This window comes from Longicatena caecimuris, assembly GCF_004341945.1.
GTDB classification, from domain to species: Bacteria; Bacillota_I; Bacilli_A; order Erysipelotrichales; family Erysipelotrichaceae; genus Longicatena; species Longicatena caecimuris.
This window is the reverse complement of sequence record NZ_SMBP01000001.1, coordinates 176,614-190,356: the sequence shown is the minus strand read 5'-3', so window position 1 is coordinate 190,356 and position 13,743 is coordinate 176,614. Positions and strand designations below refer to the sequence as shown.

13 protein-coding genes, 1 other RNA gene and 1 other annotated feature are annotated in these 13,743 nt (G+C 36.6%); of the genes, 11 read left to right on the top strand and 3 right to left on the bottom strand.

Annotation, left to right across the window (positions count from 1 at the left end):
* Nucleotides 1-138 precede the first annotated feature (138 nt).
* Nucleotides 139-342 (top strand) — a binding site (T-box leader).
* A 51-nt stretch (nt 343-393) separates the two neighbouring features.
* The 5 genes from hisS to EDD61_RS00940 all read left to right on the top strand — a co-directional run bounded on the left by hisS (nt 394) and on the right by EDD61_RS00940 (nt 6,039).
* Entirely contained in the window at nt 394-1,701 is a 1,308-nt protein-coding gene (hisS, locus tag EDD61_RS00955; RefSeq protein ID WP_008688538.1) for a histidine--tRNA ligase, read from the top strand.
* Nucleotides 1,702-1,715: 14 nt separating this feature from the next.
* The gene (gene aspS / locus EDD61_RS00950) at nt 1,716-3,461 is read left to right on the top strand and encodes an aspartate--tRNA ligase (protein ID WP_008688537.1); all 1,746 of its coding nucleotides are present in this window, start codon (nt 1,716-1,718) and stop codon (nt 3,459-3,461) included.
* A gap of 344 nt (nt 3,462-3,805) precedes the next feature.
* Entirely contained in the window at nt 3,806-5,077 is a 1,272-nt protein-coding gene (locus EDD61_RS00945; protein ID WP_207900921.1) for an ABC transporter transmembrane domain-containing protein, read from the top strand.
* A complete protein-coding gene (locus EDD61_RS13875; RefSeq protein WP_341539315.1) occupies nt 5,074-5,391 on the top strand; it encodes an ATP-binding cassette domain-containing protein in 318 nt (105 codons plus the stop codon). The genes EDD61_RS00945 and EDD61_RS13875 overlap by 4 nt, the downstream gene beginning before the upstream one ends.
* Nucleotides 5,392-5,502: 111 nt before the next feature.
* Nucleotides 5,503-6,039 carry a methylated-DNA--[protein]-cysteine S-methyltransferase gene (locus EDD61_RS00940; RefSeq protein ID WP_132223326.1) on the top strand — a complete coding sequence of 179 codons (537 nt, stop codon included), beginning with the start codon at nt 5,503-5,505 and terminating at the stop codon, nt 6,037-6,039.
* Nucleotide 6,040: 1 nt separating this feature from the next.
* Here EDD61_RS00940 and ligD read toward each other — a convergent pair whose 3' ends face one another.
* Nucleotides 6,041-6,976 carry a non-homologous end-joining DNA ligase gene (gene ligD, locus EDD61_RS00935; protein ID WP_132223323.1) on the bottom strand — a complete coding sequence of 312 codons (936 nt, stop codon included), beginning with the start codon at nt 6,974-6,976 and terminating at the stop codon, nt 6,041-6,043.
* Complete coding sequence (ku, locus tag EDD61_RS00930; RefSeq protein WP_008688532.1) at nt 6,976-7,770, bottom strand: non-homologous end joining protein Ku; 795 nt, start codon at nt 7,768-7,770, stop codon at nt 6,976-6,978. Before ku ends, ligD begins: the two co-directional genes overlap by 1 nt.
* A 181-nt stretch (nt 7,771-7,951) precedes the next feature.
* Between ku and ssrS the strand changes: the two genes are divergently transcribed.
* Together ssrS and EDD61_RS00920 are read left to right on the top strand one after the other, a co-directional pair.
* Nucleotides 7,952-8,126, top strand: a non-coding RNA gene (gene ssrS / locus EDD61_RS00925) — 6S RNA.
* Nucleotides 8,127-8,205: 79 nt separating this feature from the next.
* Entirely contained in the window at nt 8,206-8,787 is a 582-nt protein-coding gene (locus tag EDD61_RS00920) for an HD domain-containing protein (protein WP_008688530.1), read from the top strand.
* Between the two features lie 113 nt (nt 8,788-8,900).
* On the opposite strand, the gene EDD61_RS00915 is transcribed toward EDD61_RS00920, so the two are convergent.
* Nucleotides 8,901-9,848: a tRNA lysidine(34) synthetase gene (locus EDD61_RS00915; protein WP_132223320.1), complete on the bottom strand. Its 948-nt coding sequence runs from the start codon at nt 9,846-9,848 to the stop codon at nt 8,901-8,903.
* A 113-nt stretch (nt 9,849-9,961) separates the two neighbouring features.
* Between EDD61_RS00915 and truB the strand changes: the two genes are divergently transcribed.
* The 4 genes from truB (at nt 9,962) to EDD61_RS00895 (ending at nt 13,732) form a co-directional block, all read left to right on the top strand.
* Nucleotides 9,962-10,792: a tRNA pseudouridine(55) synthase TruB gene (truB, locus tag EDD61_RS00910; protein ID WP_132223317.1), complete on the top strand. Its 831-nt coding sequence runs from the start codon at nt 9,962-9,964 to the stop codon at nt 10,790-10,792.
* Between the two features lie 8 nt (nt 10,793-10,800).
* On the top strand, nt 10,801-11,733 hold the full coding sequence (ribF, locus tag EDD61_RS00905; protein WP_008978357.1) for a riboflavin biosynthesis protein RibF: 933 nt from the start codon (nt 10,801-10,803) through the stop codon (nt 11,731-11,733).
* Between the two features lies 1 nt (nt 11,734).
* Complete coding sequence (locus EDD61_RS00900; protein WP_008688526.1) at nt 11,735-13,108, top strand: GTP pyrophosphokinase; 1,374 nt, start codon at nt 11,735-11,737, stop codon at nt 13,106-13,108.
* 78 nt (nt 13,109-13,186) lie between these two features.
* Nucleotides 13,187-13,732: a SpoIIIAH-like family protein gene (locus EDD61_RS00895; protein WP_008688524.1), complete on the top strand. Its 546-nt coding sequence runs from the start codon at nt 13,187-13,189 to the stop codon at nt 13,730-13,732.
* Nucleotides 13,733-13,743: the final 11 nt, after the last annotated feature.

Here is a 13,743-nt window from a genome sequence, read left to right as displayed (position 1 = left end):
TGAGTATCGCTTTTATCATATGTAGCCATTGTTGTTTTGTTTGTTCAGATAGATAAGAAAAATCATTTATTCTCTTAAAGAAATCGTTTTTTTGTTTTACTTCTAATTGACAAACTTCGCTAAGATGGGTAAACTATAAGTAATCCGATGAAAAAGAGGCTTATCATAAAGTAAGTTACAGAGAAAAAGACATTAGCTGAGAGTCTTTGCGATGCATTTATGTTAAGGGACACTTTGGAGGAATTATCAGGAAATGGATAATCGTATGACCGCGTTAAGGTGTTAAGCAGCATTTCAATTCGAGATGAAAAAAGGTGGCACCGCGTGGAATACGTCCTTTGTGAGGGCGTTTTTTTATGCTTATGAAGATGATAAATGAATGGAGGAATGACTATGCGTTATCAGGTACCAAGAGGAACACAGGATATCCTGCCTAAGGATATTAGCAAATGGCACAAGCTGGAAGATATGATTCGTCAATTCTGCTATGTGTATAACTACGATGAAATTCGTACCCCAATTTTTGAACATACAAATGTCTTTAAACGAGGCAATGATTCCAGTGATATGGTGAATAAGGAAATGTATACCTTCCAGCTGGAAAACAGTGCAACCTCATTGACCCTGCGCCCTGAAGGAACAGCAGGTGTAGCCAGAGCCTTTGTGGAACATAAGATGTTTGGCAATGCGGATCTACCAGTAAAGATGTACTATGTAGGTCCACAGTGTCGTCATGAACGTCCACAAAAGGGAAGAATGCGTATCTTTCATCAATTTGGTGTAGAAGTGATTGGCGCAAAAAGTCCGATGTTGGATGTTGAAACGATTGCTTTAGGTTGGAGCTTTGTATCCGCATTAGGATTAAAGGATATGAAAGTGTTGATCAACACTTTAGGTGATGATGAATCCCGTGCTGCATATCGCGCCGCATTAAAGGAACACTTTAAAAACGATATTGATACTATGTGTGCGGATTGTAAGCGTCGTTATGAACAAAATCCTTTACGTATCTTAGATTGCAAGGTGGATCATGATAAAGATATTATGAAGACAGCACCTAAGATGGAAGATTATCTAAATGATGCCAGCAAACAATATTTCAAGGAAGTCTTAGAAGGCTTAGATGCTTTAGGTATTCCTTATGAAGTGGATGATCGTTTGGTTCGTGGCTTGGATTATTATACACATACAGTATTTGAAGTTGTCTCCGTTAATAAGGAAATGGGCGCCCAATCTACGGTATTTGCCGGTGGCCGTTATGATGGCTTGGTAGAATATTTCGGTGGTCCGGAAGGAATGAGTGGCATTGGCTGGGCAATGGGATTGGAACGTTTGATCATTGCTTGTGAGGCAGAAGGCATTACTCTTGATGAGGAAGATGGATTAGATGCGTATGTCCTTTGTTTAGCAGATAGCGTACATAAGGAAGTATTGGCAATTACGACCGAATTGCGAGCAAATGGCTATCGCACAGATACAGATTACTTAGGTAGAAGCTTTAAAGCACAGTTTAAAACCGTCGATCGCAAACATGCACGATGTGCAATTCTAATCGGGGATAGTGAAGTAGCTAATGGTACCGTGAATATCAAAGATGTAAAAACGCAACAGCAGTATACAGTCCCAATGGAGGAATTGATCCCAACGATGGATCGTATCTTTGGCAATGTTGGCTGTGGTGAAATTAATGAAGAAGAATAGGAAGGAAATCGCATATGGAGAGAACACATACAAATGGAGAACTACGTTTAAGTGATACTGGAAAAGAAGTTACTTTGCTGGGCTGGGTAGCCAAACGTCGTAACTTCGGAGCCTTGGTTTTTATTGATTTACGTGATCGTACAGGAATCACACAGCTGGTTTTTGATGAAACACTGGCTGAGCAAATTAAGGATGTGCGAAATGAATATATCTTACAAGTAAGTGGTACGGTCTTAGAACGAAAAGACAAGAATCCAAAACTTGCAACTGGAGATATTGAAGTTAAAGTAAATGAGGTCAGCATCATCAATAGTGCCGAAACAACTCCTATCATCGTAGCCGATGATACAGATGCTTTGGAAGACACTCGTTTAAAGTATCGCTATTTAGATTTACGTCGTCCAATCATGCAAAACAAATTAATGATGCGTCATAAGATTACCCACAGCATGCGTGAATATTTAGATAGCAAAGATTTCATTGAGATTGAAACACCAATGTTGGGAAGAAGTACACCAGAAGGTGCTCGTGATTATTTGGTACCAAGTCGTGTGCATCCGGGAAGTTTTTATGCACTCCCACAATCTCCGCAGCTCTATAAGCAATTATTGATGGTATCAGGCTTTGAACGTTATTATCAGTTTGCCAGATGCTTCCGTGATGAAGATTTACGAGCAGACCGTCAAACAGATTTTACACAAGTTGACTTAGAAACCAGTTTTTTAAGCGATGTGGAAATTCAGACGATGATGGAAGAAATGCTGCAAAAGCTGATGAAAGATGTAAAAGGCATGGATATCAGCATTCCATTCCCAAGATTAACATGGGAAGAAGCCATGAATCGTTATGGTAGTGATAAGCCAGATAACCGCTTTGCCATGGAATTGCAGGATATCACAGAGCTGTTCATTAATTGTGGCTTTAAAGTATTCCAGGATTGTATTGCAAATGCCGGCAGCATCAAAGCGGTAGTTGTCCCTGATAAAGCAAGCATGACGCGTAAAGAGATTGATAAGATTACCGAACTTGCGAAAAAGAATGGCGCAAAAGGCTTAGTAACTTTGAAATATCTCAATGGTGAAGTGAGTGGCCCTATCGTTAAGTTCTTATCTGAAGATGAAATTCATGCTTTGATTGAGCGATTAACCTTGAAAGAAAATGATTTAGTGTTGATTGTTTCAGATAAATGGAGAATTACATGTGAAGTCTTAGGTGCTTTACGTAATCATTTTGGATCCCTATTAGGGTTAAAGAAAAAAGATGAATTCTCTTACTTATGGGTTACCGATTTCCCAATGTTTGAGTACAGCGAAGAAGATGGACGTTGGTATGCAATGCATCATCCATTCACACGTCCACGTGATGAGGATATGCAATACATTGATACCGATCCAGGTAAAGTCCATGCGATTGCCTATGATGTTGTGTTAAATGGCTATGAATTAGGTGGAGGTTCTTTACGAATCTATGATGGAGCTATGCAGGATAAAATGTTTGAGGTACTTGGCTTTACAGAAGAAAAGATTCAAGAGAACTTTGGATGGTTCGTTGATGCATTAAAATATGGAACACCTCCACATGGTGGATTGGCATTTGGACTTGATCGTATCGCAATGATCTTATCTGAGAGCGACTCTATCCGTGATGTTATAGCATTCCCTAAAAATGCAAACGCAAAATGTCCAATGAGTGATGCACCTACACCAGTCGATGAAGAACAGTTGCAGGAGTTGCATATTACCATTACTGAAAAAGAGTAATAGAAGCGGATTAGGTAGTTTTAACTTATATAAGGAACAAACAACATGGATAAAATCGTGTGTAGTGACCTTAAAAAGTAGGACACATTACATGAAACTGTATTTCATAAGGATTGTTGTCTATATGCAAATAGACGCAATCCTTTTCTTTATGCAGTACTTTCCGTTATTATAGTATGCAATAGCTTCTATTAATACTGGTTAAATCGTTAAAGTTTTTTGAATGTTTGTTAGCTTTACTTAAACTAGATTAGGGTAATTACTCAAACAAAAAAACACACATTCAGTTGCATTTAATGACTTTTCTGTTATAGTTTTAAATAAGAAAAAAGGCGGAGATTATCATGCATACAGAATCAGTAATAAAAAAGTTAATTACCTCTTTAACAAAAGGTATACGCGAAAAACTCATTTTCCTCTTATTTATCTCTATTATTGTGCAATCGCAGAATGTGTTAATATCTTATGTAATGGGGATTATTGTTGATGGTTTGACATCTATGAAGTTCTCATGGGTATTACAAGTATTAGTCTTTGTGTGTATCCTAATCATTGCGATCACTGCACTTTCTACCCTACAAGCATATATCTCAAGCCACTTACAGTTTTCTTATCAACACAAGCTAAAAGAGCTTATCTATGAACATTTGTTTCGGGTAAAACTGAGTTCTCTAACAGAATCTGTTAGTGCCATCTGCGAGAAGATAGATACGGATACTTTAACTTGTGCTAACTACGTGATGGAAGATAAGCTACAAGTATATATTGACGCTGTTTTAGCATTTTTGATTACGGGTATTCTGTTTTTTGTAGATTGGCAAATTTGTCTTTTGGTACTACTGCTTGCAATTTTAAATATTGGTATATACATGATTAGTTATCAGAAGATGTTTCGCATCCGCAAAGCTGAGAAGGATGCACAAACGGCGTCTTTCTCACGTGAAGTGATGTGGATGGGGCGGGGGAAACTTGTGCGATTAGAACATCTTTATACTAATGTAAAAAAAGATATACATGCAATTTATACGACATGTGAAAAAGCAATGAAACATAGTTTGAATGTTTCATCCGCTTATAATTTCATATGTTCCATGATATCCAGCTTATCCTTAATTTTAATCATCTATCTTTCATTAAAGCGAATACAAGTCGGCGAAATCACCGTTGGTGAATTTGTTGTGGCATTTAATTTTTTCAATATGTTGGTTACGTATATATCTTCAATTTTAAATTTCGGCTCGAAAAAGCAGGAAATGCATATTGCAATAACGCGCTTAGATACTCTTATGGATTTAGAAGAGGAGTCTGAGGAAGGTATTATCTTAGATAGCATTCATGATATTATCATAAAAAATTTAACCATATTCTATGGCGATAAAAAGATTGTAAAACATCTGACTTGTAAATTTAAGCAAGGAAATAGCTATGTAATCAAAGGAGCAAACGGTGCCGGTAAAAGTTCTCTTTTAGATGTATTGAGTGGCTTTCAAGCATATGAAGCAGAGGCTTTTCTAATCAATGATATTCCTTTTTCAGAACTGCAAGTATATCATTATCGAAAAATTGTATCTCCTATGCACTTCAACAGCCGTATGTTATACAGGACACCGTATTGAATAACATCAATTTTGGACAGTCACGAAATACTGCGATGCTCTTTCGTTTAGATAGTCTTAACAACCGCGATATTCATGAAGATAACATCTCCCAAGGAGAAAAGCGTAAAATTGTTTTAAATAGAGCTTTTGTTAAAGATGTTTCACTTTATTTATTAGATGAACCTGAGTCTTTTTTAGATGCTGACGCGAAAAAGAAAGTAATCGATTTTCTTATGATGAAGAAGAGTGATCGTATGATCATTATTGTATCTCATGATAAAGATATCATACAATGCGCTGATGAAGTTATTGATCTAGAAGAATCAAGATAATGGAAAATCTTAACACTTAGAAAATGTTTACTAAACAATTAAGTTTTTTGTTATATGCACCTGTGTTATCCTGTGTTATAGTGAAATAGAAAAGCAGATGGAGGATTGTTTATGGAATATAAGTGTTTTTATGAATCTGCCATTGGAAGAATTATTCTAACGAGTGATGGAGAAAATTTAACAGGTTTATGGTTTACTACTTCAAGATTTAGCGAGTTATGTGAAATAGAAAAAGAGCAATTCCATGAAGAACTGCCCGTTTTTCATAAGACACGTAGGTGGTTAAATGCTTATTTTAAAGGTCAAAATCCTAAAATTGATGTACCTATGCGATTGAGTGGAAGTGCTTTTTGCTTACGGGTGTGGGAAATTTTAAAAACCATTCCCTATGGACAAACCATAACGTATGGAGATATAGCAAAGCAAATTGCAGCAGAACAAGGAAAAGCGAAAATGTCAGCCCAAGCGGTTGGCTATGCGGTTGGTCATAATCCAATATCTATCATTATTCCTTGTCATCGCGTCGTAGGCGCAAAAGGAAATCTTACAGGATATGGTGGGGGATTAGATAAGAAAATACAGCTTCTTACATTAGAAAACGTAGCGATGGATGCCTTTTACCGACCAAAGAGGGGAACGGCGTTATAAGTTAGTGTTCTTGTAACTGATGCATTAGACATTCAATAGGTTGCTTATCCTCACGAAAGCCTTTAAATACTGGCTGACGCATACCACCGCTTTGTGTGTATTCCATAAATTTCACGGTACCGCATAAAAACGGCGATATCCAAGTGGCATCCTCATTGCCATCTGGCAGGACAGAAAAAGGGCAAGGAATCGTGTCTTTGATATGGGCAAATAAATAATCTTTGGATACACCCATGGTAACATGCCCACAATATTGCAGTTTTTGGTTATCATAAGCAGCTAGCACTAAGGAGAGCATGGCATGTTCTTTGGGAATATAACCAACAACAGCAAAATCGGCTTCCAATAGATGTTTGCATTTGATCCATTCTTTTGTGCGCTTGCCTGGTTGATACAGACTTTCTTTACGCTTTGCGACGATACCTTCCAGTTGTTGTTGCTTCGTTAAAGCAAACAAAGCTTTTCCTTCTTGTTCGATGTAACGAGAGATATTACAGATAGGGGATTCTTTAATGTTCTTTTCAAGCAATTTTTTTCGTTCCATCAAAGGCTTTTGACAAAGATCTTCACCATCAAGATTTAAAATATCAAAAGCAGTGAAGACAGCAGGAAACTTTTTACTATGTTGACGTATACGAAAAGGATCACTTGTAAGAGTTCTTCTTTGAATGGCGAAAAAATCACTTTTTCCATCTTGAAAAACATGCAATTCTCCATCGATCACACAAGGCTTCTTTGCTTGTTTATATAAACTTTTTAGTTCAGGAAACTTAGAATTTAATTTTAGATGACGTTTATTGATAAGTTCTACATGATCTTTATAAAGATAAGCTAAACAACGAACACCATCCATTTTAATCTCGTAAATATATGCATCATCGTCAAATGGAGGCTGTTCTGTTCCGATTAACATGGGATCGTATAAGGGAAAATGCATTAGTGACGCACCCGTTTTCGCTTGGTTTTCGGCTTCGTGGCTTCAATGGATTGCTTTAAAGCTTCCATAAGATCAATTGGAGTTTTATGATCTTCCTTACGATCGCTGCTGTGTAGTATTTGATGACCATCAATCTTTTCTTCAATTGCATTGCGTAAGCGCTCTTGAAATTCATCATGATACGTTTCTGGTTCAAATGGTTTGCTCATGGATGTTATCAATTGTTTTGCCATGTTCAACTCAGCTTTATCAATATCCGGGTGCAAAATGGTTTTGGGATTCTCAACTAATTCTTCTTCATAGAAAAGGGTCTTGACGATAATTTCTTCATCGCTTGGGCAAAGAGCTAGCAGCGTTTCTTTAGTGCCAATAACCGTTTTGGCAACTGCAACAACATTTTCTTCCTGCATGGCTTTACGCAGCAATTCATATGCTTTTTCGGCATGTTTCTCAGGAACAGCATAATAATTCTTTTCATAATATAAATCATTGATATTGGCTAAAGAAGTGAAATGTTGAATCTGGATCGTACGATCTTTTTCAACTTTTAACTTTTCAATCTCATCATTTGTCATGATGACATATTTATCCTTTTCATATTGATAGCCTTTTACAATATCTTCACTTTTTAATTCTTTGTCACAATTAGGACAATATTTTTTATATTTTACGCGTTCATGGGTATCTTTACAAAGTTGATTAAAGGATATAGCTGTATCCTGTGTTGTTCGATACAGTTGTATTGGGATATGAACAAGTCCAAAAGATATAGCTCCTTTATGTGCAACAGCCATGGTATCACCTCAAGGCTATTATGGCTGTTTCGGATAGTATCATTCTTATCATTATGAAATATACTTTGGTAAACTATTGTATATGATGTGATTAGAAGCGTTAAAGAGGATTCTAAAGTATCCAATTTAATGGAACGCCTAAAAAAATAAAGTCAAGAGTATTATTTCAAAAGTTATCTGCTATACTATATGTGTCCGGAGGGTATAAATTTTTCCTACGCTTAGAGATAAGGGAGATCGGATGTTGTTAGATGGTGTTGAATACCTGCTACGTGCAGGGATCCTAATGTCTAACGCAGATCACCCACCTGTATATACAGGGAAAGATTTCTCCCTTCGGACGTATATGAGAAATTGACAGATGAGCAATCATCTGTTTTTCTTTTCGCTTTATTTCATGCTATACTAATTGTAAGAATAAAGGAGAAGATAATTATGGATGCAAAAGAACGTTTTATAAGCTTATATCAAGAACATATTCATCGTGACGGAAGTGATAAGCTATTAGAGTATTTATTACATCATAGTGATTTTTTTACAGCTCCTGCCAGCACTAGATTTCATGGCTCTCATGCGCAAGGATTAGTTGAACATTGCTTGAATGTATATGATTGCTTAAAAGATTACTTAGCTAGATCACGCAGTAAAGAAGTCTATCACATGGAGTATAATGAAGAGACAATTGCAATTGTTGCATTATTGCATGATATCTGCAAAGTGAATTGTTATAAAGAAAGTACACGGAATGTTAAAGTAAATGGAGCATGGACACAAGTTCCATATTATGAATTTGATGATCAGCTGCCGTATGGACACGGTGAAAAAAGTGTATATATCATTACAGGTTTTATGCGATTAAGCAGGGAAGAAGCCTTTGCCATTCGTTATCATATGGGATTTAGTGGAAATGATGATGCACGTGGTGTAGGTTACTCCTTTGAACATTTCCCTTTGTCGTTTGCTTTAAGCACTGCGGATATGGAGGCTACTTATTTCTTAGAAAGTGAAACGGTATAAGTTATCAAAATATGTAAGATTGTTTTGCGTAGGGCAAGTAACATTATAGTATATATAAAAAGACGATTAGCAAAGGTTCTGTGAAATTCTCCAGGACAATGCGTGATCGTCTTTTATTTTGCATATTTGGCAATAATTTCTTGGAAGGTTGTTGTATGATGCAGCAATGCTTCTTTTTCATCATCGCTAATTTTCAGCTTGCGCAGCATCGCTGGGTTTTCTTGGGGATGATAACAGAGAAAAGTTTTATGGCCTCGTTGTAATAGGGTGTTATCCTGCTCTTGCAGTAATACGATTGGTTTGCGGGCTTCTTCTTTTATGCGTTTGTGATCATCTTCGCGTTTCCATAAACATAACTGCTCTTCATTATACAGCATACGGATAAAATTTTTCTTAGCCATCGGGTATTGTTCATAAAAATGATTTAACATATCTTTCATCGCCTGACGTTCCGTGTAACCATCATTGGGGCAGGTACTTTTTACAAAGGGAATATCGTTTAACATTTGGGCATTCAAAATATCATTTTCATGCGCATAGATCAGCGGACGGATAAAGGTGATATCATCATTTGATAAATGCATTTTAGGCAAGAAGGTGGCTAGTTTACCGCCATGAATTGCATTCATTAATAAGGTTTCTATAGCATCATCACTGTGATGACCAAAGGCAACTTTATTACAATGTAGATCTTTTGCGGCTTGGTTAACGGTAGCTTTTTTGAACTTGGAGCATAAACTGCAGCGGATACGACCATTTTTATCTAAATTACGTTTTAATATTTCATAAACCTTGGAATCAATCTGATGAAATTCAATACCAAGGCGCTCACAAAATTGTGTCACCTCTTGAAAATCCATGTTAGGAAAGCCGAGTTTAATATGGATACCGACAACTTCGAATCGACGATCGCAAAATTTTGCATACATATGTAATGCAGTTAATAATACCATGCTGTCTTTTCCGCCACTCACTCCAACGCCAATACGATCACCATCTTGTATTAAGCCATAGTCCTGATCCGCTTTACGAATATCCCCAAGTATCTTATGTAATTTCATCCTTATCACGCTCTTTCTCAAATCTGTATCATTATACATGATTTTTTCGTTCTTTCACAGGCTAACCACAAGAAATTCTTGATTTTTATGTTATAATGATACACGGTGATGACATGGATGGTATTTTATTGATAAATAAAGAAGCAGGGATGACTTCTCACGATGTGGTTGCACAGTTGAGAAAGATCCTTCATATAAAGAAAATCGGTCACAGTGGTACATTAGACCCTAATGCGACCGGTGTCTTGCTCGTGTTGGTTGGCAGAGCTTGTAAAGTATTACCGTTTTTAGCAGATACGGATAAAGAATATATCGCAAGCATGGAATTGGGCAAGAAAACCATTAGTGATGATATTTGGGAAGAGGTTTTGGATGAAAAACCGGTTATACCAATTAAAGATTTGCAAAAAGAACTTGATAAATTTCGCGGTGTGATTGAACAGGTCCCTCCAATGATTTCAAGTATTAAAGTTAATGGAAAAAAGCTTTATGAATATGCTCGTAATCATGAGCATGTGATACGCCCGGTAAGAAGCGTGGAAATTTATGATATTCAAGCACTTGATGAGGTAAAACTACAATTTAGGGTAAGTTGTAGCAGTGGCACGTATGTACGTTCATTGTGCCATGATATTGCCGAAAACACAGGAAACTATGGATGTATGTCTTCTTTGATCCGCACGCGTGTTGGGCGATTTAGCATACAGGATTGTGTGACGTTAGATGATGTGAAAAAAGGCGAGTTTATCTTACACCCTATAAAGGACGTGTTGGATCATTACACAAGTGTTCCTTATACACCAATTTCAGATATTTATAATGGGAAACATATACGTTTGCAATGTGAGGATAATCGCTTGGCAATTTTAGATAAAGGTGATGTCATAGCTTTATATGAACGTGATCATGGCGATGTCTTTCGTTGTATTCGCGGATTGTGGTAGGTGAAATTATGGAAATATTACGATTTAATATACATACACCCATAGAATGCCGGGAACGTATAACGGCTTGTATCGGGTATTTTGACGGTTTACATCTAGGTCACCAACAGTTGGTAAAACGGGTGCTGGAAATAGCTGAAAAAACCCATACCATTCCAGCGCTGATTACCTTTGATCCAGATCCCTGGGTCGTATTGAAAAAATTGCACAATATTCCCCATATTACACCGATGAAACATCGACAAGATATTGGCGCAAAACTGGGGATCCAGAAATGGATCATACTTGATTTTCAAAAGGATATGGCGCAACTTAGCTATGAACAATTTCATGAGCTTGTCTTAAAACCATTGCATATTGAAACATTAGTATGTGGTTATGATTTTCATTACGCCAATCGTGGAGAAGGCAGTGTAAAAACGTTACAGGCTCAGCATTTTTTTAAAGTAGAGGTCGTTGAAGAAATCGCCAGTGCCAATGAGAAAATTAGTTCAACTCGTATAGAACAATCCATAAAACGTGGTGAAATGGAAGAAACGGCAGATATTATGGGGCGCTTTTATGAAATGCGAGGTATTGTGAAAAGTGGTAATCGAGTTGGACGCAAGTATGGTTTTCCTACAGCGAATCTTAAAACACAGGGTGAATATATCATGCCAAAGCAGGGTGTTTATATTGGAAGTGTGTTTGTATTAGATACCTGGTGGATGGCGATTATTAATGTCGGACATAATCCAAGCTTTAATTATCAGCAAAACACATCGATTGAAGCATATTTACTTGATTTTGATAAAATGATTTATGATAAAACGGTTACATTCAGATTTCATCGTTTTTTACGCGAAGAGCAGAAATTTGCCGGCATGCAGGAGTTAAAAGAGCAGTTGCTCAAAGACTGTGATCGTGCCAGAAACTATTTTAGGCAAAGAAAGGAAGGATAGCATGCGTTTAAAGCTATTTGATACAATTGATGAGGCATTAGCGTTACTAGAAGAAAATAATGCATTTTATCATGAAGTGGAAAAAGATATTCGTAAAGCGCTAAAAGACTTATTTGCTAATAAAACCGAGATGATCGTTGATGTGAATTCGCGCGTCAAAAGCAAAGAAAGTCTACGAGAAAAGATTATCCGCAATCGGTTTTATGTGGACTATCAAAATGCGCAAGATATTTTGGACAATCTAAGCGATTTGATTGGTTTTATTATTGAATGTCGTTTCATTGAGGATGAATATAAAGTATTAAATATCATTCGCGAACGTATGAATGTTCGTAATGAAGATGATGGGTATTATTGCAATGAGGCGCATCCACTATTTTATCTGGATTGCGCTTCCCGCCAACCACAGATTCAAAAAAATGGATTTGCCATCTATCGCATTGACGGTTACTATCTCAAAAATGGTGTGAAGGTGAATATGGAATTGCAGATAAAAGCACTGGTACATTCCTTTTGGGGAGAAATTGAGCATAAATTGGTTTATAAGAACACCAATTATTATGTGTACGATGATTTCATGAAAGATTTATTGGCCAGTATCAAAGCCAACCTGACAATAACCGATCGCCAGCTTAACATTATTTATGATCAGATGCAGTCAACATCCTTAGGAGATGCCAATATTACCGAATCAAGTTTTGAAAAACAAATCAGTAAGGCAATTAATGATTTATTCGCGACGAAAATGAATGAATCTATTGGTTTTACTATGAATCTAAAGAACACTTCAACGATTTTAGGTCATTATATCTTCATTAAGGATATTCGCTATGATGGCGGAAATAATGACCGTATTGCGACTTTGTTTCGGACGTTTAAGAAATTGAACTCCATACATATGGACTTTGAAAATGAAATCGTGATGGAGGAAGGTTTTTATTCACAAGATGTTTTTGTTCATATCTTAGGGACCTATTTACTCTCCATCATTAATGAAGACTATGATTGGTTTGTCTTCTTTAATATGTTATTTGCCATTGAACCAGGGAATAATATGGAAGACTTCAGTTTGTTCTTAACGGTAATTCGCAATTATTTGGTAGACAATTACTGGCTAAACACAAGCTTTGTACGACTGCCGATGGATCAGAGTGATTTATTACATGATGAGTGTTCGCGAATGTTGGCGAATTCACTTTGTGAAATAGGAACGATCAAGATTATTCACGATGATAAGATGATCGCCATAAATAAGGCTTTTGTGAAGTTTATTGAAGAATTGGAAAAACGCGTCATCAGTTATTCTGATTTTATGCAGTATAAGGAAGCGTATTATGATGAATGGATGACACGTATGCGCAAGATTTTCAGTTGAGCCTATCTTTTTGAAACCTAATAGACATATTAAGATGCCCTTTTGCATAGTAGTGTAGTAGCAAGGAGGGCATTTTCTATGAATAAACAGGCACTTGCATTTCTGACCATGTTTTCATTAATTTTGATGTTAAGTGTATACTATGTCACGCTGCCAAGTGATACAACAGCAGTGATGAAGGAGAATACGCCACAAGAAGAAACTGGCGATTCAAACAGTAAAGACAAGATAGAAAATAAAGAGACGAAAACAGGGAAACAGGAAGAAAGCAAGGATACATCCAAAGTGAATGAGGCAGCGAAACTGCAGGAAGAAATTGACAAGAAAAAAGATAGTGAAATTAACAAAAACAGTTCGGTTCTATCAAAAGGTGATGCAGATGAAACAGCGAAAAAGCAGGCATTGACAACGATGGAAGAATTAAAAGATGACAAAGAAATGCAACAGAAAGTTGCACAGGCATTAAGTAAAGAAAAATTGAATGTAGCAGTTGAAATTAAGGATAATACATGTATCGTGAATGTATTTGATAAAAAAGATGAAAAAAAATTAGCAAATGAAATCATGAAAACCGTCAGTGAAGTAACAAATCAGAAATATTTCATTGAAGTCACTTTCAAATAGGAATGGTTTTT

Bases quoted from the DNA above. Each gene is read 5' to 3' on its own strand.
- EDD61_RS00940 (WP_132223326.1), top strand. From the start codon at position 5,503: ATGGAATATAAGTGTTTTTATGAATCTGCCATTGGAAGAATTATTCTA.
- EDD61_RS00900 (WP_008688526.1), top strand. From the start codon at position 11,735: ATGCGTTTAAAGCTATTTGATACAATTGATGAGGCATTAGCGTTACTA.
- ligD (WP_132223323.1), bottom strand. From the start codon at position 6,976: ATGCATTTTCCCTTATACGATCCCATGTTAATCGGAACAGAACAGCCT.
- truB (WP_132223317.1), top strand. From the start codon at position 9,962: ATGGATGGTATTTTATTGATAAATAAAGAAGCAGGGATGACTTCTCAC.
- aspS (WP_008688537.1), top strand. From the start codon at position 1,716: ATGGAGAGAACACATACAAATGGAGAACTACGTTTAAGTGATACTGGA.
- EDD61_RS00945 (WP_207900921.1), top strand. From the start codon at position 3,806: ATGCATACAGAATCAGTAATAAAAAAGTTAATTACCTCTTTAACAAAA.
- EDD61_RS00915 (WP_132223320.1), bottom strand. From the start codon at position 9,848: ATGAAATTACATAAGATACTTGGGGATATTCGTAAAGCGGATCAGGAC.
- hisS (WP_008688538.1), top strand. From the start codon at position 394: ATGCGTTATCAGGTACCAAGAGGAACACAGGATATCCTGCCTAAGGAT.
- ribF (WP_008978357.1), top strand. From the start codon at position 10,801: ATGGAAATATTACGATTTAATATACATACACCCATAGAATGCCGGGAA.
- ku (WP_008688532.1), bottom strand. From the start codon at position 7,770: ATGGCTGTTGCACATAAAGGAGCTATATCTTTTGGACTTGTTCATATC.
- EDD61_RS00920 (WP_008688530.1), top strand. From the start codon at position 8,206: ATGGATGCAAAAGAACGTTTTATAAGCTTATATCAAGAACATATTCAT.
- EDD61_RS00895 (WP_008688524.1), top strand. From the start codon at position 13,187: ATGAATAAACAGGCACTTGCATTTCTGACCATGTTTTCATTAATTTTG.